Here is a 19,114-nt window from a genome sequence, read left to right on the forward strand (position 1 = left end):
TTCGAACACCGAGGGCCATGACATGACCGACGCCAACCTCCACGCCGGTGAGATTTTCGTAGGCGACTACACCGCCAACAAGGCCCTGCTGGACGCGACCGCCTTCGTTGATACCGAACAGCACGATGCCTGCGGCGTCGGCTTTGTGGCGGCCATTGATGGCAAGCCCCGGCGCGAGGTGGTGGAAAAGGCTGTGGAGGCGCTGCGCGCCCTGTGGCACCGCGGTGCGGTGGATGCCGATGGCAAGACCGGCGACGGCGCCGGCATCCATGTGCAGCTTCCGCAAGCCTTCTTCCGCGAACATGTCGTGCGCACCGGCCACCCGGAGCCCAAGGGCCTGATCGCCGTCGGCCAGGTGTTCCTGCCGCGCACCGACCTGTCGGCACAGGAACGCTGCCGCGCCATTGTTGAGACCGAAGTGCTCAACTGGGGCTACACGATCTATGGCTGGCGCCAGGTGCCGATCGACATTTCGATCATCGGCGAAAAGGCCAACGCTACCCGTCCCGAGATTGAGCAGATCATGGTCGGCAACCCCAAGCAGGTGCCGGAAGACCAGTTCGAGCGCGACCTTTATATCATCCGTCGCCGCATCGAAAAGGCGGTGGCCGGCGAACAGATTGGCGGTTTCTATATCTGCACGCTGTCCGCCCGCTCCATCATCTATAAGGGCATGTTCCTGGCCGAACAGTTGACGGCCTTCTATCCCGACCTGCTGGATGAACGGTTTGAGAGCAATTTCGCCGTCTATCACCAGCGCTATTCCACCAACACCTTCCCGACTTGGCAGTTGGCCCAGCCGTTCCGCACGCTCGCCCATAATGGCGAGATCAACACGCTGCGCGGCAATGTGAACTGGATGAAGGCCCATGAGACCCGCATGGATCATGAGCTGTTCGGGGCCAATGTCGAAGATCTGAAGCCCGTCATCCCCGTTGGCTCCTCGGACTCCGGCGCGCTGGACGCTGTGTTCGAGCTGATGATGATGGCCGGGCGCTCCGCCCCCATGGTGAAGACCATGCTGGTGCCGGAAGCCTGGTCAAACAAGGAAGTGATGCCGCAGGCCCACCGCGACCTCTATTCCTATTCCAATTCGGTGATGGAGCCGTGGGACGGCCCGGCTGCCCTGGCCATCTATGATGGTCGCTGGGTTGTTGGCGGCGTGGACCGTAACGGCCTGCGCCCGCTGCGCTATGTCATCACCGGCGACGGGTTGATCATCGGCGGGTCTGAGACCGGCATGGTGAAGATCAACGAACAGGCCGTGGTGGAAAAGGGCCGCCTGGGTCCGGGGCAGATGATCGCCGTCGATCTGATCGAAGGCCGGCTGTTCCATGATCGGGAGATCAAGGACAATCTGGCTGCCCAGCGTCCCTATGGCAACTGGATCGGCAGTATCACCGTGCTGGACGATCTGGTGAAGAAGGCCCCGGTGGAACCGGCAGAACTGTCCAAGGACGAGCTGCGCCGCCGCCAGTTGGCCTATGGCATCACCATGGAGGATCTGGAACTGATCCTGCAGCCGATGGTGGACGATGCCAAGGAAGCCATTGGCTCCATGGGGGACGACAGCCCCATCGCTGTGCTGTCCGACAAGTATCGCGGCCTGCACCATTATTTCCGCCAGAACTTCGCCCAGGTCACCAACCCGCCCATCGACAGCCTGCGCGAAACCCGCGTCATGTCGTTGAAGACCCGGTTGGGCAATCTGGGCAATATCCTGGACGAAGATGCCGGCCAGTGCCGCCTGCTGCAGCTGGAAAGCCCCGTGCTGACCAGTGCGGAATTCCGCGCCATGCGCAACTACATGGGGGCGACGGCGGCAGAGATTGACTGCACCTTCGATGCCAGCGCCGGCCCCAACGCGCTGCGCGATGGCCTGCGCCGTATCCGCCAGGAGGCGGAGGATGCCGTGCGTGGCGGTGCCACCCATGTTATCCTGACCGATGAGGCGATGAGCTGCGGTCGCGCGCCGATGCCGATGATCCTGGCCACCGGTGCGGTGCATACCCACCTGATCCGCCAGCAGTTGCGCACCTTCACCAGCCTGAATGTCCGTTCCGGTGAATGCCTGGACGTGCATTATTTCGCGGTGCTGATCGGTGTCGGTGCCACCACGGTCAACGCCTATATCGCCCAGGAAGCCATCGCCGACCGCCACCGCCGTGGCCTGTTCGGGCAGATGAGCCTGGAAGAATGCCTGAAGCGCTACAAGAAGGCGATCAATGACGGTCTGCTGAAGGTGATGTCCAAGATGGGCATTTCCATCATCAGCAGCTATCGTGGTGGCCTGAATTTTGAGGCGATCGGCCTGTCCCGTTCGCTGGCGGCGGAATATTTCCCCGGATTGCCGTCCCGCATCTCCGGCCTGGGCCTGCTGGGCATCCAGGAAGAGGTGCTGGGCCAGCACAAGATGGCCTATGACGAAGATGTGGTGGCCCTGCCGGTCGGCGGTTTCTACCGCTTCCGCAAGGGTGGCGACCGCCACGCCTGGGAGGGCGGCCTGATCCATATGATGCAGACCGCTGTGTCGACGGACAGCTTCTCCACCTTCAAGAAGTACTCCGAGGCGCTGCACAAGCGCCCGCCCATCAACCTGCGTGACCTGCTGGATTTCAAGCCGGCGGAAAAGTCCGTGCCGGTGGATGAGGTGGAAAGCATCACCAGCCTGCGCAAGCGTTTCATCACGCCGGGCATGTCGCTGGGCGCCCTGTCGCCCGAAGCGCATGGCACACTGAACGTGGCGATGAACCGCATCGGCGCCCGCTCGGTCAGCGGGGAGGGCGGGGAAGACCCGGCGCGCTTCAAGCCGGATGCCAATGGTGACAACTGGAACAGCGCCATCAAGCAGGTGGCCTCTGGCCGCTTCGGTGTGACGGCGGAGTATCTGAACCAGTGCCGGGAGATCGAGATCAAGGTGGCCCAGGGCGCCAAGCCCGGCGAAGGCGGGCAGTTGCCCGGCTTTAAGGTCACGGAGCTGATCGCCAAGCTGCGCCATTCCACACCGGGCGTGATGCTGATCAGCCCGCCGCCGCACCATGACATCTATTCCATCGAAGATCTGGCGCAGCTGATCTATGACCTGAAGCAGGTCAACCCGATCGCCAAGGTCTGCGTGAAGCTGGTGTCGCGGTCCGGCATCGGCACCATCGCCGCCGGCGTGGCCAAGGCGGGTGCGGATATCATCCTGGTCGCCGGCCATAATGGCGGCACGGGTGCCTCGCCCCAGACCTCGGTGAAATATGCCGGCGTGCCGTGGGAAATGGGCCTGTCGGAAGTGCAGCAGGTGCTGACGCTGAACCGTCTGCGCCACCGGGTGACGCTGCGTACCGACGGCGGCCTGAAGACCGGCCGTGACATCGTGATGGCCGCCATGCTGGGGGCGGAGGAATTCGGCATCGGTACGGCGGCGCTCGTCGCCATGGGCTGCATCATGGTCCGCCAGTGCCATTCCAACACCTGCCCGGTCGGCGTCTGCGTGCAGGATGAGGAACTGCGCAAGAAGTTCACCGGCACGCCGGAAAAGGTGGTCAACCTGTTCAGCTTCATCGCTGAAGAGGTGCGTGAGATCCTCTCCAACCTGGGTTTCCGCGAGCTGCGCGAAGTGGTGGGCCGGTCGGACCTGCTGCATCAGGTCAGCCGTGGTGCCGCCCATCTGGACGATCTGGACCTGAACCCGCTGCTGTCCGTGGCCGACCCCGGCGAATATGCCCGTTACTGCACGCTGGAAGGCCGTAACGAGGTGCCGGACACGCTGGACGCCCAGATGATCAAGGATGCCCGCGCCCTGTTCGAGGATGGTGAAAAGACCCAGATGCAGTATCACGCCCAGAACACGCACCGTGCCATCGGCACGGCGCTGTCGGGCATGATCACCCGCAAGTTCGGCATGAAGGGCCTGCAGCCCGGCCACGCCACGGTGCGGCTGCGCGGTTCCGCCGGGCAGAGCCTGGGTGCCTTTGCGGTGCAGGGTCTGAAGCTGGAAGTGTTCGGTGATGCCAATGACTATGTTGGCAAGGGCCTGTCGGGCGGCACCATCGTGGTGCGTCCGCTGACGGCCAGCCCGCTGAAGACCAACGAGAACACCATCATCGGCAATACGGTGCTCTACGGCGCCACCGCCGGTAAGCTGTTCGCCGCTGGTCAGGCGGGTGAGCGGTTCGCGGTGCGCAATTCCGGTGCCACCGTGGTGGTGGAAGGCTGCGGTTCCAACGGTTGTGAATATATGACGGGCGGTCTGGCTGTCATTCTGGGACCGGTTGGCGACAATTTCGGTGCCGGTATGACGGGCGGTATGGCCTATGTCTTCGACGAGGAAAATCGCTTCCCGCTCTATGTGAACCCGGAAAGCGTGATTTATCAGCGCCTGGAAGTGCCGCATTACGAGGAACAGCTGAAGGCGCTGATCCAGGAGCATGTGGACGAAACCGGCAGCCGCTGGGCTGCCCAGTTGCTGAATGATTGGGAACTGGTGCGCGGCCAGTTCTGGCAGGTGGTGCCCAAGGAAATGCTGCACCGTCTGGCGGTACCGGTGACGGCCCCAGAACGGTTGAGCGCTGAGTAAGCAGCGATAAATCGCTGGTTATAGGGAAGGGGTGGTCCGGTTGGATCACCCCTTTTTCTTTCGGGGTACACAATCCTGCGGCGGGCTCCCTCCTTTATTGTGGATAGAGGGCGGTAAATAGCAGAGGTAAATTTATCCCATCCAAAAACGAGAGTGGGGGTGGGATATGAAGACCAGTACGCTGACTATCATCAAACACGCGCTGATCGGTTTCATCATCGGCATGGTGGTGGCCGTGGTCCGGCTAGGGGGGGTGAAGGGGGGCGACCCGGGGGCAATGGTGTCCACCATCCTGGGGTCGGTGATCGGTGCCATGCTGGTGATGGGTGCCATCGGCTATTTCAAGGCGCGCAAGCAGCCGGATGACGCAGCCGCCGTGACGCCGATGTCCACGGGCCGCAAGGTGACGCTGTTTGTCAGCCTGGGCTTTCTGGTACTGGTGATTGGCGGCGTGGCGTTACTGCCGCTGTTGCGGTGAGGAACTGTCAGCCGACAAGCCGAGGGTCGCCCCTCACAGTCCCTCATGCTTGAAGGGTCGGGTCATCAACCCGTCGATCACGCTGTCCAGGCTGGCGCCATGGTTCAGCAGGGCGTCCACCGCCTGGCACAGCGGCATATCCACACCTTTGGATGCCGCCAGCTTCACCACGGCACGGGCGGTATAGACCCCTTCCGCCACGGAGCGGCGTTCGCCCAGCACCTCATCCAGCGTGCGGCCCTGGCCCAGGGCTGCCCCCAGTGACATGTTGCGCGATTGCAGGGAGGAGCAGGTCAGCGTCAGGTCGCCCAGGCCAGACAGGCCCATCAGGGTTTCCGGGTTTGCGCCCAGCGTCATGCTCAGCCGGGCAATTTCCGCCAGACCCCGGGTGATCAGGGCGGCGCGGGCATTATCGCCCAGCGCCCGGCCGTGCACGACGCCGCAGGCGATGGCCAGTACGTTCTTCACCGCCCCGCCCACCTGCGCCCCGATCAGATCGTCGGACAGATAGGGACGGAAGGTGCGGCCACCGATGGCGGCCATGATGCGGCGTCCCATGGTTTCATCCGCGATGGCCAATGTCACTGCCGTGGGCAGGCCCTTGGCCACCTCTGCCGCGAAAGTGGGGCCGGACAGCACGGCCAGCGGCTGGCCGCCCAATTCCGCCGCCGCCGCCTCTGTCATCAATGCACCGGTGTCGATCTCAATCCCCTTGGCGCAAATGATGACCGGCGTACCGGGGGCCAGCAGGGGTTTCAGCGTGCGACAGGCGGTGCGCAGATGCTGGGCCGGTGTCACCAGCAGCACGGCGTCGCAGGATGCCGCGTCCCCCATGTTCTGGGTGGCGCGGATGGCCGGGGCCAGGGTGATGCCCGGCAGGTAGATATTATTTTCGCGGCTGCGGTTGATGGTATCCACCAATTCCGCCTCGCGGGCCTGCAAAACCACCTCAGCCCCCGCGCGGGCGGCGGCCATGGCCAGCGCCGTGCCCCAGGCCCCGGCCCCGATGACAGCGATGCGACGCATGGTGGCTTCCCCCTCAGGCTTGTCTTTTTAAGGATCGGCGGTGGCCGTCCCGGTCCGGCTAAGGCTTAGCGCGCCGGACGCGCCCAAGCAAGAAGGGCGGCCGGGAGAGGGGCCGCCCTTCGCTGGCAGGAAGAACCGACGGAACGGGGTGGGTCAGGGGATATGGCCCCGTCCCGCCGGTCTGCCGACCGCCACCCGATGGGGAGAGGGCGACGGTCGTTCCTGTTTTCCAGTTGAATGAGTGCGTTAGTTCTTCATGGCCGGGGCCGAGGCCTGGATGGAGCATTCCTTGCCATAGGTCTGGCACTGGGCCAGGGCATCCTGGCGGGCCTGTTCCTCATTGTCGCGGACCACCCAACCAAAGGCACCGTCGCTGGACATGGCAATGGCCTTGGCCCCTTCGGCCTTTTGATAGTCGGCCAGCACCTCGCCCTTCAGGTCGGCGGCGTCGGTATTGTCACGGGCCAGCTGGGCCAGTTCCGGGCTCAGCCCCTTCACTTCGGCGACGGTCTGCCCGTCGACGGAGAAGATGCGGCAATCATCCTTGGTCACTTCGCCACAGCGGGCCAGGGCATTGGCCCGGGCGGTAGCGCTGTCGTCGCTGGCGCTGTAGCCGATGGCGCCATCTTCAGCAACGGCAAAGGCCTTGGGGCTGGAAAGCTTCAAGTAAACCGCGTAGGCGTCGCGGCCCGGCTGGCTGAGATTTTCCAGCGGATCGGTCTGCGCAAAGGCAGCGGTGGCGGGGGCGGCGATCAAAGCGGCGGCGATCAGGGCGGCCTTCGTGGTCTTATGCATGATGTCTGTCTCCTTGCCAGCATGTCAGTCGGCGCCACCATCATGGCGGCTGCCGGACTTTGCCTGGGTGGGGCGATCAGAAGACCCAGTGGATGGGTGATGTCCAACCCGGCATCGCACAAGGAACGACATCACAGCGGGCTTGTTCCGCAGACCAGCGATAAAAATCGGGAAAAATTACGCTGTGGAGATTTTTCAAGAACTTGCCGTGTGACAGTCAAATAGGCTCTTAAATTTGGTCCCATTTTTGCCGTAAAGGACTGTCTTTCGCCATAAAGGGAATGGGATTGCCTATATTAGGCCTATGCTTGCGGTCACCCTCACAAGCCCAGGCCGGCGGCGATCAAACCGGCGGAGACGGTCAACCCCACCAGCAACAGGCCGGCCACGCCATAAAGCGCCATGGCGGCGCGCAGGTCGCGGCTGGTGGCCCGGGCGCGGCCCCGGCCCAGCCAGGGTTCCTTCACCACCTGTTCCCCCTCCCGCCGGGGGCCGGCCATGGCCAGGTCCAGGGCGCCGGCGGCGGCGGCCACCGGCAAGGCCAGCGGCCCCCAGGGGTGGCGACGGGCTGTGGCAAGCTCCCGCCAGCCGCCCAGCGCCTTGCAGCCCGGCACGAACAGGCCCGCCAGCAGCAGGGCCAGCGTCGCCAGCAGCATAGGCGGCCAGCCGGCCAGCCGCCGCAACTGCCGCGCCATGCCGCCAAATTGGCGGAAGCGCGGCACATCATGGCCGATCACCTGCGCCATGCCGTCAATGGCGGCCCAGCCCAGCAGGCCCGGCAGCCCCAGCACGGCATACCAGAACAAGGGGGCCGCCAGCCCGCAGGCCAGCCGCAGCATCCCGCCTTCAATGGCGGCACGCAGCACGCCATGGATATCCAGGCTCCAGGTCTGGCGGTCGGTCAGGGGGGCCACCGCTTCCCGTCCGGCTTCCACCCCGCCGCTTTCCAGGGCTTTCAGCGTCTGGCCCATGCCGGTCCAGGCGCTGCGGATGGAAAGGGCGCGGGCCAGCAGCAGCAGTTCCGGCACCGCCCCCCAGCGCACTTCCCGGAAGGCAAAGGCCAGCACCAGCCCCAGGGCCAGCGCCCCCAGCAGCAGGCAGAGGCTGACCAGCGCACCCCGTGCCCGCCGGGCGGCATCGCTGCGGTCGATACGGTTCAATCGCCGGTCCAGCCGGGCCGTCAGGCGGGCCACTAGCGTGGCCGGGGTGGGCAGCAGGCGGGCCAGCCAGGGGCTGTCCCCCACGCAGGCATCCAGCACGATGGCAATGACCAGCAGCAGCAGGGCATCCACCCCACCCAGATAAGGCAATAACATCCTGAAACCCCGCAAGCCCCTGCAGCCAATCCCTTGGGTTTAGTGCGCTTGTGGGGATGGCTGAAAGTCTTTTCTGCGGCGGCCGGCGGCGATCACACCGCCACCGGCAATTGCGAGGGTGGGCGACGCCAGGTGATACTATCGAACCCGCCGCAGGCCGCACAGACGGCGTGCCATTCCTCATGCGCGGTGCCGCAATTGCCACAGGCCCAGCCGGCATCGGCGTCGGCATTGGCGATGCGGGCCAGCCAGTCGCGCGCCTGCGGGCCATCGCCATGTTCGGCGCGCGCCAGTTCGGCATAAAGCCGATAGGTGGCGGCACTGGGTTCCACCGCCTCCGCCTCTTTCAGGTGGCTGCGCGCCACGCCCCACAGGCGGGCGGCGATGGCCGCCTTTGCCAGGGCGCGGTGGGCATCGGGCGATTGCGGGGAAAGCGCCAACAGCCCCTCATACCGTTTCACCAGATCCAGCGGGGTCTGTTTGGGCGACACCTCCCCCCAGGCGGCGGCCAGATCGGGGTGGGGGGCGATGCGCCAGGCCTGTTCCAGCACCTTGGTGGCCTTGGAATGCTGGCCGGCGGCGGCGCGCAGCCGAGCCAGTTGGGCGGCGGCTGGCACGCGGGCAGGGTCCAGGTCAAACGCCGTCTGCGCTGCCTGCAAGGCCGCATCGGGCCGACCGGATGTGTCGGCGGCGCGGCTTTCTTCCACCAGCAGGGCGCTGCGGCGCTGGCGGGCATCGTCTTTACCCAGCGCCTTGGTCTTCTGTGCCTTGGCCAGGGCATTGTCGGCTTCCAGCCAGTTGCCGCTGGCCGCTTCCAGTTCGGCCAAGGCAGCGGCGGGCCATTGTGCCTTGGGCTGCAACGCCTGGGCCTGACGGGCATATTCAAGCGCGGTGGCGCGGTCGCCGCGCTTCATCGCCTGGGTCAGCAAGCCGCGCAGACCCAGAAATTCCGTTTCCTTGCGTTCCAGCATTGCCTTGAAATAGCGGCTGGCCGCCTGTTCATCGCCTTGAAGCTGGGCCGCCTGGGCCGACAGCAGCAGGGTCAGCGGCGGTTCATGCAGCAGGCTTTCCGCCTTGGCGGCATAGCGCTTGGCTGCTTCCGCATCGCCGGCAGCCACGGCCACCATACCCTGTGTCAGGGCGCGATAGCCCTGTTCGCGCTTCTTCGTATTGCGTCGCCGTCCCAGCGCCCCCGGCCCCCGGCGCAGCGCCAGCCACAGGCGGTAGGAGAGTGCCGTTAAGGCCAGCAGCACCAGCAGCACGGCCAGGGCCGCCGCCACCGGCATATCAATATTATAGCCCAGCCATTCCACCGACAGCCGACCGGGGCGCTGGCTGATCCAGACGGCGGCGGCCACCAGGATACCCAGCTTGATGAACAGGAAGATGGCTTTCCTCATGGCCGCACCTGCCCGTTGGCACCGGCATCGCCGGACAGGCGGGCAAGCGCCAGATCGGCCAGCGCCTGGGCGGCGGCTTCGGCGGCGACGCGGGCACGGGCCTGCGCCAGCCAGGGGGCGGCCTTTTCCGCCGCCGGGCCGGCCAACATCTCCATCTCCGTCACCGCCTTGGCGATGGCACCGTCATTCAAGGCGGCTTCCGCACGGGCCAGGATCGCATCCGCCCCATCGCCCGCCACTTCGCCAGAGGCGCGGCGAATGGTGACGATGCTGGACAGCCGGCCCAGCGCCTGATCGGTCCAACTGGCATCGCTGCGGGTGCGGTCGGCGGCCAGGATGGCGGGGGCCAGATCGCGGAACTGCCGGTTCAGCGCTACATCGCTGGCCAGCCCGCTGTCGGCACTGGCCGACAGGGGCGCCAGCGTGGCCGCCAGATCGGGATGATCGCGGGTAAGCGCCTGCACGGCGCGCAGTTCCTTGGCATAGGGGCGACCGGCGACAAGGGCCGTCTGCAATTGGCCAATGGCCACCACCAGCCCCTCACCGGCAGACGCCTGTTGTTTGCGCGCTTCCAGCACATCAACCCGCCCGCCCAATTCTTCCTGCTTCTGGCGCAGATCATTATGCCCGTCATGCAGGCCGGGCAGCAGGGCGGTCAGCTTCTCCAACCCATCCACCCGCTGACCCAGAGTCGTTACCTGATCGCGTAGGGGGGCGAGTTGCGGTTCCAGGTCCACAGGGGTGCCGGGGGTCTGTGGTGTGGCGGGCGCGTCGGTAGCCACCGGGGCCGGTGCGGTGGCTGCGGGCAGGGCGGCCAATTGGCGAAGCTGGGCCTCCGCATTGTCCAACCGCTTGGCCAGGGCGGCCACCTGGGCGCGGTCACTTTGCGCATCGGCGCGCAGGGCGGCGATTTGTGATTCCAGCGGCGTCTGGTCGATGCTGGGCTGCGGGGCGGGGACTGCCAGCGCCATTTCCTGTTGCTGCCAATGGCTGTAACCGGCCAACCCCAATGCGGCCAATGCCAACAGCAGGGCCGTTCCCCCCAGCAGCCGGCCACCGCGCGGGCGCGGCGGTGGGGTCAGGCTGGGGGCGGGTTTCGCGGGTGGGGTAGTAGGGGGGGCTGGCCGTTCGGCCTTGTCGTTTCGGTTGTCGGTCACTTCCCGCTCCAGTTCGGCCAGACGGCGGCGTTCGGCTTCTGTCGGTGATTGTTCGGGGGCGCTGGCGGCATCAATCTCCCCGCGCGTCAGGGTGATGCCATGGGCCGCCGCAGCGGCGGCCAGATCATCGGCGACGGATAGGGGGATGAAGCCGCGCTTGCGCCAAAGCTGCACATCTTCTGCGGGCAGGCCCAGCTTGCCGGCCATTGGGCGGATGCCGCCGAATCGTTCAATAATGCTGTCGGTGGCGAGGGCGCGGGCCTTTTCCGCCGGGCTGCCGGCAACAGGGGCCTCCCGGTTCATTTCGTCCGCCATTCAACCTCCTTAACACACCGGTTCAGGCATCAATGCCGGGCGGCAATAATGCCAACAGATGGGCGGCATCAGGCGATGCCGCAACCTTGATCTCTCCCCATGCCGGGCCTTGGATAGCCTCGGCGACGGTCTGGCTGATGCACAGGGCAGTCAGCCCTGCCATCACGGGTGCCAGTCCCACCTTTTCCACCAGGGTAACAAAGCAACGCGCCGTGCGGGCGGAAAAAAGCAGCACATGGCTGACCCGACCATCGGCCAGCGCCGCCATTGTCTGCCCATCCAGCGCCGCTGCCGGTTGGGCGCGATAGGCAATGTGCTGATCCAGCCGGATGCCATGGGGGTGCAGCAGCCTGGCCAGATCTCCCGCCACATCCTGCCCGCATACATGCAGCAAACGACCGGCCCTGCGCGGCGGTTCCCGCACAATCAGGTCAGCCAGGGCATTCACGTCACCCGCAGCGCTAAAAACATCGTGAAAGCCCAATTGGCGGGCCAGATCGGCGGTGCGATCACCGACGCTGTACAGCGGCAGGTCACGCCGGGGCGTCAGCCTTGCCAGCGCCCGAACCCCGCTGGGGGAGGTGACAACCAGGGCCGCCACATCCGGCCCAATGGCCAGGGGGGCATCCAGATACACAATCTCCAGCAGGGGGCAGATCAGCGGCTGATGGCCCAACCGGGTCAGTTGGGCCGCTGTTTCGCTGGCCCCCGGCTCGGGCCGTGTGACCAGGATGCCGGTCACACCACCGGCCCGTCGGCCACCGCGTTGGGGGCCTGGAAGAAGTCGGATGGCAACTTGGCCTTCAACTCATTCCCGGCATCCACCCCCATGGAAAGCGCATCGGCCACGGCACCGCTGCGCGCGGTGGTGAACCATTGCTGCCCATCCGGGCGGATCACCAGGGCCTTTACGGTCAGCGCCTGACCGGAGATCAGCGCCAAGGCGGCGATGGGCGTGCGGCAGGACCCATCCAGCGTGGCCAGCACACCGCGTTCAGCCGCCACACGCGATGCCGTTTCCGCACAGTTCAGCGCGGTGACATAGGCGTTGGTGCGATCATCATCGATTCGGGTTTCAATGCCGATGGCACCCTGGGCCACGGCGGGCAGCATCACATCCGGTTCCAGCACGGAGGTGATGCGGTCGGCCAGCCCCAGCCGGCGCACGCCGGCCATGGCCAGCAGCGTGGCATCGACATGCCCTTCCTCCAGCTTGCGCAGGCGCGTCTGCACATTGCCGCGAAAGGCGATGACGCGCAGATCGGGCCGGCGCATCAGCACCAGCGCCTGCCGGCGCAGGCTGGCCGTGCCCACCAGGGCACCGGCGGGCAGATCATCCAGCGTGGCGGCCTTGGGGCTGATCCAGCCATCGCGGTGGTCTTCGCGGGGCAGCAGCGCCGTGATGGCCAAGCCATCGGGCAGCCAGGTCGGCACATCCTTCATGGAATGCACGGCCAGATCGACGCGCCCATCCAGCAGCGCTTCCTCGATCTCCTTCGTGAACAGGCCCTTGCCGCCGGCCGCCATCAAGGTGCGGTCCTGGATGCGGTCGCCCTCTGTCTTGAAGGTGACGATCTCAACGGCGTCAGGGGCCGCCAGTTCGGGGAAGCGCGCGGCCAGACGGTCGCGGGTTTCGTGGGCTTGCGCCAGCGCCAGCGGGCTGCCGCGCGTGCCGATGCGGAGTAGGGCTGTCATACCCGCTTCAATATCCTTGAATGGCTTCGCTGGGAAGCCTCCCTTGCCGTGGCCGCGCCATGCGACTAGCTTGCCTGCCCATGATCATACTCGGAATTGAAACAAGCTGCGATGAAACCGCCGCCGCCATCGTCGCCGCCGATGGCGACGAGGCACCGGGCCGCGTGCTGTCCAATGTGGTGTTGAGCCAGCTTGACGATCACCGCCCCTATGGTGGTGTTGTGCCGGAAATCGCCGCCCGCGCCCATTTGCAACACCTGGATCGGCTGATCCGCCAGGCCCTGGACGAGGCCGGCATGGGGCTGGATGGCATCGACGGCATCGCCGCCACCGCTGGGCCCGGCCTGATCGGCGGGGTCATGGTGGGGGTGATGACCGCCAAGGCCATTGCCGCCGTGCGCAACCTGCCCTTTGCCGCCGTCAACCATCTGGAAGGCCACGCGCTGACGGCGCGGCTGACCAACGGGGTGGCGTTCCCTTTCCTGCTGCTGCTGGTTTCCGGCGGCCATTGCCAGTTGCTGGCGGTGGAGGGAGTGGGCCGCTATACCCGGCTGGGCACCACCATTGATGATGCGGTGGGCGAGGCGTTTGACAAGGCGGCCAAGCTGATGGGCCTGGGCTATCCCGGCGGGCCGTTGATGGAACAGGCGGCAAACCGGGCCACCGACCCCAGCCGTTTCCCCCTGCCGGTGCCGATGAAGGGCAGGCCGGATTGCAATTTCAGCTTTTCCGGCCTGAAAACGGCAGTGCGTCGGCATGTGGAAGTACTGGGTAATGCGGCCAGCGATGCCGACATGGAAGACCTTGCCGCCTCTTTCCACATTGCCGTCGGGGACAGCCTGATCGACCGTTGTGACCGGGCGATGAAGCTGTTCCGCGAGCAATGGCCGGACGGGCGGACGCTGGTGGTGGCCGGCGGGGTGGCCGCCAACCAGATCTTGCGGGCACGGCTGACCAAGCTGTGTGCCAAGCGGAAGTTCGACTTCGTGGCCCCGCCGTTGAAGCTCTGTACTGACAATGCGGCAATGATCGCCTGGGCTGGGCTGGAACGGCTGCGCCTGGGGCTGGTGGATGGCCTGGACTTCGCCCCCCGCCCCCGCTGGCCACTGGACCCGGCTGCGGCGAAGGCGGGGGCGAAGGCGTAAGCAGGACTATTCGTCGAAAAGATCGGTGTGGGTGCCGGTTCGGGTGAAGATAATTGTTTCTGTGCCGGCGCCCGCTTCAATCTTGTAGATCAGCAGGAAATCGCCGCCGATATGGCATTCCCGGTAGCCCTGCCAGTTGCCTTTCAACGGGTGGTCAAGCCATTCCTGCCCCAAGGGTCCATCATTGGCAATTAGCAACAGAAGTGCCCGCTTCAGCAACGGCATGTCATATCGACCGGAACGGGACAACCTGTCCCAGTCCTTCAGAAATGACTTTGTATAGTCAGCCCGGCGCGGTGGAAGGGCGCGCTTACTTGCCGCTGTTTTCTTCAAGATCGGCGATCAGGCTGTTGGCGTCACTGAATCGGGCGCTGTGTTGACGCAGAATTTCCTCTGCTTCCGCCATCGCCTGCTGTGTCTCTGCGTTTGGTACCTTCAACGGAAAAGGCAGGGCCTTTTCCACAGCGACGCGGCGCAGGAAGACCCGCACCGCGTCGGACACACTCAATCCCATGGCGGCCAACGCTTCGGTCGCTTGGGCCTTCGTCTCTTCGTCCACGCGCACATGGACCATGCTGGTCGCAGGCATGTGATGATCTCCTCAAGGCTGAGATACAATGTGTCTCACAGTGAGGGGATAAACAAGGGGGACCGGGGGCCCTTTGCTCAATCCCCCACCGCCACCCCATCCCGCCTTGGATCAGCGCCGCCCTGCCAGCCTTGCGCGGTCCAGCGGATGGCGTGGACGCCGCTATTGATGGCTTCGCGTTTCACCACATGCCCCATGCCGGCCAGCGCTTCGGCCAGCCGGTCGGCCTGGGGCAGTGATTCGATCTGGGTAGCCCCGTTACGGTTCAGCAGGATGGGCAGGTTCACCGCCTGCTGCGGGTCCAGCCCCCAATCCAGCATGGCCACCAGCGCCTGGGCGACATAGCCGATGATGGCCGTGCCACCGGGGGAGCCGACGGCCACCACGGGGCGGCCCTGTGCATCGAATACCACCATCGGCGACATGGAAGAACGCGGCCGGCGACCGGGGCCGACCGCGCCTGAAACCGGTATACCATCTTTCACCGGCACAAAGGCGAAATCGGTCAATTCGTTGTTCAGCACCATGCCGGCGGCCACCAGACCGGAGCCAAAGGCGAATTCCACCGAATTGGTCATGGAGACCATCCGCCCCTCATCATCCACAATGGAAATATGGGTGGTGGAGGGGATATCCAGCCCGATTCCCACCGGGCGCGACAGGGCACCCTGGCGGGTGGGCGGTTTGCCGGGCGGCACCTTGCCCGTTGCCGCATGGGCGGGGTCGATGCCGCGCGCCCGTTCAGCCAGATAGGCTTTGTCCAGCAGGCCCTTGATCGGCACGGCCACATGATCCGGGTCGCCGATATAGGCCTCGCGGTCGGCATGGGCGCGCCGGCTGGCCTCCAGCAGCAGGTGCCAGGCCTCCGGGCTGTCCTTGCCCATGGCCTTCAGATCATGCGGGGCCAGCAGGGTCAGGATTTGCAGCACGGCGATGCCGCCACCCGACGGCGGCCCCATGCCGCACACCTTCCAGACCCGATAGGCGACACAAACGGCATCGCGCTCGGCAGCCTTATAGCTGGCGAAATCATCCAGGCTCAGCACTGGCGGGCCGTTCGGCCCTGCGACTTCCTTCAAATGGGCGACGATTTCCTGAGCGATGGGGCCGCGATAGAACGCCTCCGGCCCGGCCTTGGCCAGTAGGCGCAGGGTGGTCAATTGGCCGGGAACGGCGAAGATTTCCCCCAGCGCCGGGGCGCCGGCCCCGTTGCGATAGAAGACCTGCTGCATGTCGGTGCTGGTGGCCAGCATCTTCTGCCATTCGCCCAGCACCGTCACCATGCGCGGCTGGGCGGGCACGCCGGCTTCCGCCAGCCGGATCGCCGGCTCGAACAGTTTGGCCCAGGGTAGCTTGCCATGGGCGGCGTGGGCTTGGGCCATCATCGCCACCAGCCCGGGTACGCCCACCGCCCGCCCGCCCTTCAGTGCGGTGGGGAAGGGCAGCGGCTTGCCATCCGGGCCGATGAACAGGTCCGGCGTCACGGCGGCCCCCGCCGTTTCCCGCCCGTCATAGCTGGTGACCTTGCCCCCCGGTTCCGCCAGCACCATGAAACCACCGCCGCCCAGGCCGGAGGATTGCGGTTCCACCAGACCCAGTACCAGTTCGGTGGCAATGGCCGCATCCACGGCACTGCCGCCCTGGCGCAACATCTCCTGCCCCGCCGCCGCCGCCAGCGGGTTAGCCGCCACCACCATATGGTGGTGGGCAGTGACCAGTTGTTTGGCGGTCTGCCGGCTGGCCGGCTCCGGGGCCAGTTGGGCCAATGCCGGCCCGGCCAGCAGGGCCACGAAAGCCAGACCGGTGAGCAGGCGGCGGGTCAGCCGCGCAGGGGAGGGGAAAGTGGATTGCATCAGCCGTCCCAAGGTTGGGCCGGCCAGGGCCGGCGGAGGGGCCATGGCCCATGGTCACCCGGACCGCAACGCATTTGCAACATGGGGATGCTGCGGACGCATATTTTTTCCAGCCCCGACTCGGGAGGTCACGCCGCTATGCCCGACAACCGAAAAAGATAAGGGGCGCCATCCATGGGATGGCGCCCCTTACCTGACTTTAAGCACGCTAACGCAGAGCGTCAGGCCCGAAAGCCTGCTGAAATGCCCGAGACCAAGCTCAGAGGATTTCCACGCGGTTGGCCTGCGGACCCTTCTGACCCATGCTGGTGTGCAGACGGACGCGCTGTTCCGGCGTCAGAGCCCGCACGCCCGAGCGTTCCAGAGCGGTGATGTGGACGAACACGTCCTTCCCGCCGCCATCCGGGGTCACGAAACCGAAGCCCTTGTCGGCGGAGAAGAACTTCACCACGCCTTCGATGGTTTCGGTCGGGCCGTTGTCGAAGGAACGGGCAACGCGCGGGGCGCGCGGGGCGTCGCCATAGCGGTCGCCGCCGAAACGGTCCCCACCGCCGAAGCGATCACCACCCGGACCACCCGGCGAACGGCGCGGGGCCGCAGCGGTGGAGGTGTCGACATTGTGGATCGAGGCCACCTGCGGACCCTTCTGGCCCTGGGACAGGTCGCAGACGATGGTGGTGCCATCGGCCAGCGCATCATGGCCAACGGACTGAACGACCGAGGCATGAAGGAAGGCGTCGGGCGACCCGTCAGACAGGGTCACGAAGCCGAAGCCCTTCGTGGGGTTGTACCATTTAACCGTAGCGGTGACGCTACGACGGGTGATCTGCGGGCTCTGCGGAGAACGGCGCTCGTACATGTGGTCTCGAACTCGACTGTCGAAATTGTCAGGAACTTCACCGGGTGACCGGCTGCAAGGACAGTACCCGCTTCTGCGCCGAACGGAAAGAACATCCGCAAGGCACCAATCGAGCAGCCACCCCGAGATAGAACTTACACCGTCTATCCGGCGGATGCACGAGGAAAGCCGCGCCTAACGCGGAAGAATAGCCCCTTAAAACGCTGCCGCATTCATACGCGTGCGGTGGGCTGGCCGGGGAAAACGGTTGCAGCAAATATGGTTAAAGTAACCTTACCATCACTTGTGGCTGGATCGGCCTTCGGCTTCTATTACCAGTATATGACGGCCAAAAAGGTTAATCCGTTGCCCTGCGGCCACACCAAAGACTGTTTCGCGCGGCGCGTCGAAAGGGTAATGTGTGGGCCGAACCGCTTCCAGGATAACGAAACTCTGCCCGCATGGCCGCTACCCGCAGCAGCGACGACATGGCTGTCCCGCCTCCCACGCTCAAGCAGAGGTTCCTGGCTTGGTGGGAAGGCTATGACATTATCCGCCGTGCTGGCCTGCATGAAGGGGATGGCGGTGCGGGCGGGGCTGATTCGGCTGGGGCCGCGGGTCCGGGTGGGGCGACTGGCCGGCATCTGAACCGCAACGGCAAGCCGCTCTGGACCGCCACCCGGATAGAGGTGGTGGAGAAAATCTGGGGTCACGGCTTCTGTACGCCGGGCAGCGAGGAGTTCATCCCCACGCTGGTGAAGCCGCTGGGCCTGAACCCGGCGATGAGCGCGCTGGATATCGGCGCTGGCCTGGGCGGGGCCACCCGCGCCATGGCCCAGCAATATGGCGCCTGGGTCACGGGGCTGGAACCCAACCCGGTTCTGGCGGAGGCCGGCGCCTTCCGGTCCCAGAAGGCCGGGCTGGCGCGCCAGGCACCGGTGATGACCTGCGACCTGGAGAATTTCAGCTGGTCCAAGCGGGTGGATGCCATCTTCGCCAAGGAAGCCTTCTTTGCCGTGCGCAATAAGGATGGGCTGATCGACGGCATCGAAATGGCCCTGAAACCGCGTGGTCAGCTGCTGTTCACCGATTATGTGCTCGACCATAGCCAACTGCGTGGCCGTGATTATGATGGCTGGCTGCAGGCCGAACCGGTGGAACCGAATCCCTGGACGGTGGAGCAATATGCGGCGGCCCTGGCGCAGCGAAACCTGGATATCCGCATCACGGAGGATAATTCCGACACCCAACGCTCCTTGATCTTGAACGCCATCCAGACGTTGGTGAAGCATCTGGAGACCGTGTCGATGGACCGCGACACCAAGATCGCCGTGGTGCAGGAGGTGGAGATGTGGGCACGCCGCGTGGCGGCCCTGTCGGCGGGCCTGCGTTATTACCGATTCTATGCCTTGAAACCGGCAGAGCTGGAGTAGGCGGGGCGGGAAATGTCGCTTTTCAGCCCCGCAGAGAGGGGTTGCAGCGGATTTCCGCCCCTGTCGGTTGACAGGCGGGGGGTGTTGTGATTATGTCCGCGCCTCGCAAAACATGCCTCCAGCGCCGAGTAGCTCACCATGAAGATCGTCAATTCGCTGAAGTCGATGAAGACCCGCCACAAGGCTTGCCGCGTCATCCGCCGCAAGGGCCGTGTCTATGTCATCAACAAGCTGAACCCCCGTTTCAAGGCCCGTCAGGGCTGATATTGGTGTTCGGGTTGGCCGGTGTGGGTTTTCCCTCACCGGTATGCTGAAACCGCGCCCACCCCTGGTGGCGCGGTTTTCGCTGTTTGGTGTCCCTAATTCGCCATTGGCGTGTTAATTCATTTATATAGATGGCGGCGATGGTCGTTGCGGGGTAATCATCCGCTTGGCACACTGGCTGTCGTCAAGCTTGACGAAGGCCAGGGCCATGGCACGATTGCCGTAAAGCATGGTATGCCGCGCGCT

16 protein-coding genes are annotated in these 19,114 nt (G+C 65.3%); 5 read left to right on the forward strand and 11 right to left on the reverse strand.

The window, feature by feature from the left end:
• The first annotated feature begins 22 nt into the window (after positions 1–22).
• The gene (gene gltB, locus GE253_RS10760) at positions 23–4,564 is read left to right on the forward strand and encodes a glutamate synthase large subunit (protein ID WP_153204138.1); all 4,542 of its coding nucleotides are present in this window, start codon (positions 23–25) and stop codon (positions 4,562–4,564) included.
• A 166-nt stretch (positions 4,565–4,730) separates the two neighbouring features.
• On the forward strand, positions 4,731–5,042 hold the full coding sequence (locus tag GE253_RS10765; protein ID WP_153204139.1) for a hypothetical protein: 312 nt from the start codon (positions 4,731–4,733) through the stop codon (positions 5,040–5,042).
• A 33-nt stretch (positions 5,043–5,075) separates the two neighbouring features.
• Here the strand turns inward: GE253_RS10765 and GE253_RS10770 are convergent, their stop codons facing one another.
• The 7 genes from GE253_RS10770 to hemC form a co-directional block, all read right to left on the reverse strand.
• Complete coding sequence (locus GE253_RS10770) at positions 5,076–6,068, reverse strand: NAD(P)H-dependent glycerol-3-phosphate dehydrogenase (protein WP_153204140.1); 993 nt, start codon at positions 6,066–6,068, stop codon at positions 5,076–5,078.
• 246 nt (positions 6,069–6,314) lie between these two features.
• Positions 6,315–6,863, reverse strand: a complete 549-nt coding sequence (locus tag GE253_RS10775) for a DUF4189 domain-containing protein (protein ID WP_153204141.1) — start codon at positions 6,861–6,863, stop codon at positions 6,315–6,317.
• Positions 6,864–7,183: 320 nt separating this feature from the next.
• Complete coding sequence (locus GE253_RS10780; RefSeq protein ID WP_153204142.1) at positions 7,184–8,179, reverse strand: cobalamin biosynthesis protein; 996 nt, start codon at positions 8,177–8,179, stop codon at positions 7,184–7,186.
• A gap of 92 nt (positions 8,180–8,271) precedes the next feature.
• On the reverse strand, positions 8,272–9,579 hold the full coding sequence (locus GE253_RS10785) for a heme biosynthesis HemY N-terminal domain-containing protein (protein WP_153204143.1): 1,308 nt from the start codon (positions 9,577–9,579) through the stop codon (positions 8,272–8,274).
• Positions 9,576–11,051, reverse strand: coding sequence for a mitofilin family membrane protein (locus GE253_RS10790; protein ID WP_153204144.1), 1,476 nt, complete (start codon positions 11,049–11,051; stop codon positions 9,576–9,578). The genes GE253_RS10785 and GE253_RS10790 overlap by 4 nt, the downstream gene beginning before the upstream one ends.
• A 22-nt stretch (positions 11,052–11,073) precedes the next feature.
• Positions 11,074–11,793: a uroporphyrinogen-III synthase gene (locus tag GE253_RS10795; protein ID WP_153204145.1), complete on the reverse strand. Its 720-nt coding sequence runs from the start codon at positions 11,791–11,793 to the stop codon at positions 11,074–11,076.
• Positions 11,790–12,746, reverse strand: a complete 957-nt coding sequence (gene hemC, locus GE253_RS10800; protein ID WP_153204146.1) for a hydroxymethylbilane synthase — start codon at positions 12,744–12,746, stop codon at positions 11,790–11,792. Before hemC ends, GE253_RS10795 begins: the two co-directional genes overlap by 4 nt.
• Positions 12,747–12,826: 80 nt before the next feature.
• Here hemC and tsaD point away from each other — a divergent pair, with 80 nt between their 5' ends.
• Positions 12,827–13,891, forward strand: a complete 1,065-nt coding sequence (gene tsaD / locus GE253_RS10805; protein ID WP_153204147.1) for a tRNA (adenosine(37)-N6)-threonylcarbamoyltransferase complex transferase subunit TsaD — start codon at positions 12,827–12,829, stop codon at positions 13,889–13,891.
• 6 nt (positions 13,892–13,897) lie between these two features.
• Here the strand turns inward: tsaD and GE253_RS10810 are convergent, their stop codons facing one another.
• The 4 genes from GE253_RS10810 to GE253_RS10825 all read right to left on the reverse strand — a co-directional run bounded on the left by GE253_RS10810 (position 13,898) and on the right by GE253_RS10825 (position 17,192).
• Positions 13,898–14,224, reverse strand: coding sequence for a type II toxin-antitoxin system YafQ family toxin (locus GE253_RS10810; RefSeq protein ID WP_153204148.1), 327 nt, complete (start codon positions 14,222–14,224; stop codon positions 13,898–13,900).
• Positions 14,202–14,480: a type II toxin-antitoxin system RelB/DinJ family antitoxin gene (locus GE253_RS10815; protein WP_153204149.1), complete on the reverse strand. Its 279-nt coding sequence runs from the start codon at positions 14,478–14,480 to the stop codon at positions 14,202–14,204. Before GE253_RS10815 ends, GE253_RS10810 begins: the two co-directional genes overlap by 23 nt.
• A 77-nt stretch (positions 14,481–14,557) precedes the next feature.
• The gene (gene ggt / locus GE253_RS10820) at positions 14,558–16,378 is read right to left on the reverse strand and encodes a gamma-glutamyltransferase (protein WP_247878598.1); all 1,821 of its coding nucleotides are present in this window, start codon (positions 16,376–16,378) and stop codon (positions 14,558–14,560) included.
• 214 nt (positions 16,379–16,592) lie between these two features.
• Positions 16,593–17,192, reverse strand: coding sequence for a cold-shock protein (locus GE253_RS10825; RefSeq protein ID WP_089286286.1), 600 nt, complete (start codon positions 17,190–17,192; stop codon positions 16,593–16,595).
• Between the two features lie 467 nt (positions 17,193–17,659).
• Here GE253_RS10825 and GE253_RS10830 point away from each other — a divergent pair, with 467 nt between their 5' ends.
• Together GE253_RS10830 and ykgO are read left to right on the forward strand one after the other, a co-directional pair.
• A complete protein-coding gene (locus tag GE253_RS10830; protein ID WP_247878599.1) occupies positions 17,660–18,604 on the forward strand; it encodes a methyltransferase domain-containing protein in 945 nt (314 codons plus the stop codon).
• 138 nt (positions 18,605–18,742) lie between these two features.
• Positions 18,743–18,868, forward strand: coding sequence for a type B 50S ribosomal protein L36 (gene ykgO / locus GE253_RS10835; RefSeq protein WP_029014073.1), 126 nt, complete (start codon positions 18,743–18,745; stop codon positions 18,866–18,868).
• Positions 18,869–19,114 lie beyond the last annotated feature (246 nt).

The organism is Niveispirillum sp. SYP-B3756 (genome assembly GCF_009495745.1).
GTDB lineage: Bacteria > Pseudomonadota > Alphaproteobacteria > Azospirillales > Azospirillaceae > Niveispirillum.

What these genes read in the sequence shown, in the direction of transcription:
- GE253_RS10825 (WP_089286286.1), bottom strand. Translation starts at nt 17,192, where the DNA reads ATGTACGAGCGCCGTTCTCCGCAGAGCCCGCAGATCACCCGTCGTAGC.
- GE253_RS10790 (WP_153204144.1), bottom strand. Translation starts at nt 11,051, where the DNA reads ATGGCGGACGAAATGAACCGGGAGGCCCCTGTTGCCGGCAGCCCGGCG.
- ggt (WP_247878598.1), bottom strand. Translation starts at nt 16,378, where the DNA reads ATGGCCCCTCCGCCGGCCCTGGCCGGCCCAACCTTGGGACGGCTGATG.
- hemC (WP_153204146.1), bottom strand. Translation starts at nt 12,746, where the DNA reads ATGACAGCCCTACTCCGCATCGGCACGCGCGGCAGCCCGCTGGCGCTG.
- GE253_RS10775 (WP_153204141.1), bottom strand. Translation starts at nt 6,863, where the DNA reads ATGCATAAGACCACGAAGGCCGCCCTGATCGCCGCCGCTTTGATCGCC.
- GE253_RS10780 (WP_153204142.1), bottom strand. Translation starts at nt 8,179, where the DNA reads ATGTTATTGCCTTATCTGGGTGGGGTGGATGCCCTGCTGCTGCTGGTC.
- GE253_RS10815 (WP_153204149.1), bottom strand. Translation starts at nt 14,480, where the DNA reads ATGCCTGCGACCAGCATGGTCCATGTGCGCGTGGACGAAGAGACGAAG.
- tsaD (WP_153204147.1), top strand. Translation starts at nt 12,827, where the DNA reads ATGATCATACTCGGAATTGAAACAAGCTGCGATGAAACCGCCGCCGCC.
- ykgO (WP_029014073.1), top strand. Translation starts at nt 18,743, where the DNA reads ATGAAGATCGTCAATTCGCTGAAGTCGATGAAGACCCGCCACAAGGCT.
- GE253_RS10770 (WP_153204140.1), bottom strand. Translation starts at nt 6,068, where the DNA reads ATGCGTCGCATCGCTGTCATCGGGGCCGGGGCCTGGGGCACGGCGCTG.
- gltB (WP_153204138.1), top strand. Translation starts at nt 23, where the DNA reads ATGACCGACGCCAACCTCCACGCCGGTGAGATTTTCGTAGGCGACTAC.
- GE253_RS10830 (WP_247878599.1), top strand. Translation starts at nt 17,660, where the DNA reads ATGGCTGTCCCGCCTCCCACGCTCAAGCAGAGGTTCCTGGCTTGGTGG.
- GE253_RS10765 (WP_153204139.1), top strand. Translation starts at nt 4,731, where the DNA reads ATGAAGACCAGTACGCTGACTATCATCAAACACGCGCTGATCGGTTTC.
- GE253_RS10785 (WP_153204143.1), bottom strand. Translation starts at nt 9,579, where the DNA reads ATGAGGAAAGCCATCTTCCTGTTCATCAAGCTGGGTATCCTGGTGGCC.